This window comes from Pseudorhodobacter sp. (assembly GCF_030452865.1).
Taxonomy (GTDB): Bacteria; Pseudomonadota; Alphaproteobacteria; order Rhodobacterales; family Rhodobacteraceae; genus Pseudorhodobacter.
In genome coordinates, this window is the sequence record NZ_JAKDLJ010000480.1 from 1 (window position 1) to 2456 (window position 2456).

At 63.1% G+C, this 2456-nt stretch carries 2 protein-coding genes; both read right to left on the reverse strand.

Annotated elements, in window-relative coordinates:
• Window positions 1-78: 78 nt before the first annotated feature.
• Complete coding sequence (gene ccoS, locus L0H65_RS18340; RefSeq protein WP_301460649.1) at window positions 79-237, reverse strand: cbb3-type cytochrome oxidase assembly protein CcoS; 159 nt, start codon at window positions 235-237, stop codon at window positions 79-81.
• Between the two features lie 4 nt (window positions 238-241).
• Window positions 242-2428, reverse strand: a complete 2187-nt coding sequence (locus L0H65_RS18345) for a heavy metal translocating P-type ATPase (protein ID WP_301460650.1) — start codon at window positions 2426-2428, stop codon at window positions 242-244.
• Between the last annotated feature and the right edge of the window lie 28 nt (window positions 2429-2456).

The following is a 2456-nucleotide window of genomic DNA, read 5'->3' on the forward strand; positions in this document are numbered from 1 at the left end:
TGCCCCCCAAAGTTGCTTTGCGAAAGAGGCAAAGCAACACCCCCCGAAGGTATTTTCGCCAAGATGAAGGCGGACGCGTCAGGGTTTTGGGCGGTCGTCGTAATCCGTTTTCAGGATGCGGGCGGCATCACCTTCCGGGTCGTCATATTGTTTGCTTTTCAAAGTCCAGAAGAAGGCGGCCAGGCCGAGGCCGCCAAGAAACAGTGAGACCGGGATCAGATAGGCGAGGATATCCATTCCGTCACCTCAACCGCAGCGCATTGAGGGAAACGGTGATCGACGACAGCGACATTGCCAGCGCTGCCATCAAAGGCGTGGCCAGCCCCATCAGCGCCAGCGGCACCGCGATCACGTTATAGCCGCCTGACAGGGCAAAGTTTTCACGGATGCGCCGGGTGGCTTGCCGCGCGATGCGCAAGGCGTCGGCGACCGGTGCCATGTCCTGCCCCAGAAGGACAATATCTGATGCCGTGCGCGCGGCATCCAAGGCCGATGCAGGCGAGATGGAGACATAAGCCCCCGCCAGCGCCGCCGTATCGTTCAGCCCATCGCCGATCATCAGAACCTTATGGCCCTGCGCTTGCAGGCGCGTAAGCGTCGCCAGCTTTTCTTCGGGCAGTTTGCCGGAAGCCCACTCGCCAATTCCCAGGCGCTGTGCCAACTCGGCCACCGGGGACTCCGCATCGCCCGAAAGCAACATCACACGCAGCCCGGCTTTTTGCATCGCGGCCACAGCGGTTTCAGCACCGGGGCGCAGGCTGTCAGCGAAGCGGATGGCATAGGTTTCGCCGTCCACCGACAGGTAAGTGGCGGTTTCGGCCACTGTTGCGGCACCCAACCACTCCGCGCGACCAAGGCGCACAGGGCGACCCCGCCATTGGCCTTTGATGCCGTAGCCCGGCACTTCTTGCAGATCCGTCACCTCGGCGCGACCTTCCTGCGCCTTGGTCAGCGCGACCGCGAGTGGGTGCAGGGAGGCGTTGGCAAGCCCCGCTGCCACGGCCAAAACAGCAGGTGGCAGGTCGTTCAGGTTAGCCGGCTTCGGCGTGCCCATCGTCAGGGTTCCGGTTTTATCGAACACCACGCAATCCACTTCAGCCAGACGCTCCAACGCGGTGCCGTCCTTGATCAGCAAGCCTTTGCGGAACAGCCGCCCGCTGGCCGCAGTCACCACAGCAGGCACCGCAAGGCCCAAGGCACAGGGGCAGGTGATGATCAGCACCGCCGCCGAAATATTGATCGCATAGCGAAAATCACCCGTTTGCCAGAGCCAGAACCCGAAAGCTCCGAAAGAAAGAACGTGCACCAAAGGCGAATAGGCCCGTGCTGCGCGTTCGGCGAGGCTGGTGTAATGGGTCTTGGCGCTTTCGGCCACAGCGACCAGATCGGCCATGCGGTGCAGGCTGCTGTCGCGCCCCGCAGCAAGAACGCGCACCAGTAACGGCCCGGTCAGGTTGATCTCTCCCGCCGCAACACTCGTTCCGGGAACGGCCTGCGCGGGCAGGCTTTCACCGGTCAGAAGAGAGCGGTCAACCTCGGAGTTGCCCTCCATCACGATGCCATCCACCGGCATCCGACCACCGGGTCTGACGCGCACCACGTCCCCCACCTTCAGCGCCGAAATGGCGACAAGTTCCTCAACCCCGTTCAGCACGCGCAAGGCGCGCGGCACTTCCAGTGCGGCGAGCTCCTGCGCGGCGGATCGGGCCACAGCGCGGGTCCGGTGGTCCAGGTAGCGCCCAGCCAACAGGAAGAACGTAAGCATCACCGCCGCATCGAAATAGGCGTGAACCCCCGAATGCAGCGTTTCATACAGGCTGATCGAGGAGGCAAGGATGATCGCCAGCGAGATCGGCACATCCATGCCAAGACGCCCCGCGCGCAAGCTCGCCCAAGCCGATTTGAAGAACGGCTGACCGGCGAAAATCACCGTGGGCAAGGCAATCGCCGCCGAAATCCAGTGGAACAGATCGCGCGTCGCATCCGCCGCCCCAGACCAGACCGCGACCGACAGCAACATGACATTCATCATCGCAAACCCGGCGACCCCGAGCCGCATCAGCAAATCGCGGCCTTGCCTGTCGGTTTCGGTCACCGACAGCAAACCGGGGTCCAGCTCATGCGCTTCATATCCCAGACCCGCCAGAATCGGGATCAGGTCCGCCGCGGTAATATCCGCCGCTGCATCAACGCTGACGCGGCGCTGCGTCAGGTTGACACGGGCGGAGGCGACACCCGGCACCTTCATCAAGCCGTTTTCCACGGTGGACATGCAGGCCGCACAATGCGCCGTCGGCAGCGACAGCATCAGGCGGGCTGGTGCGGGTTTTGTCATTACCGCCAAACGTTCCGCCGAAGGGGCGACAGCACAGGCCGGGCAAGCCGAAGGGGTCACATGGCCCACATCAAACTCCTCCGCCCAAGTCATCCCCTATCCTTTCACGAACAGGTCGATA

What these genes read in the sequence shown, in the direction of transcription:
- ccoS (WP_301460649.1), bottom strand. Translation starts at nt 237, where the DNA reads ATGGATATCCTCGCCTATCTGATCCCGGTCTCACTGTTTCTTGGCGGC.
- L0H65_RS18345 (WP_301460650.1), bottom strand. Translation starts at nt 2,428, where the DNA reads ATGACTTGGGCGGAGGAGTTTGATGTGGGCCATGTGACCCCTTCGGCT.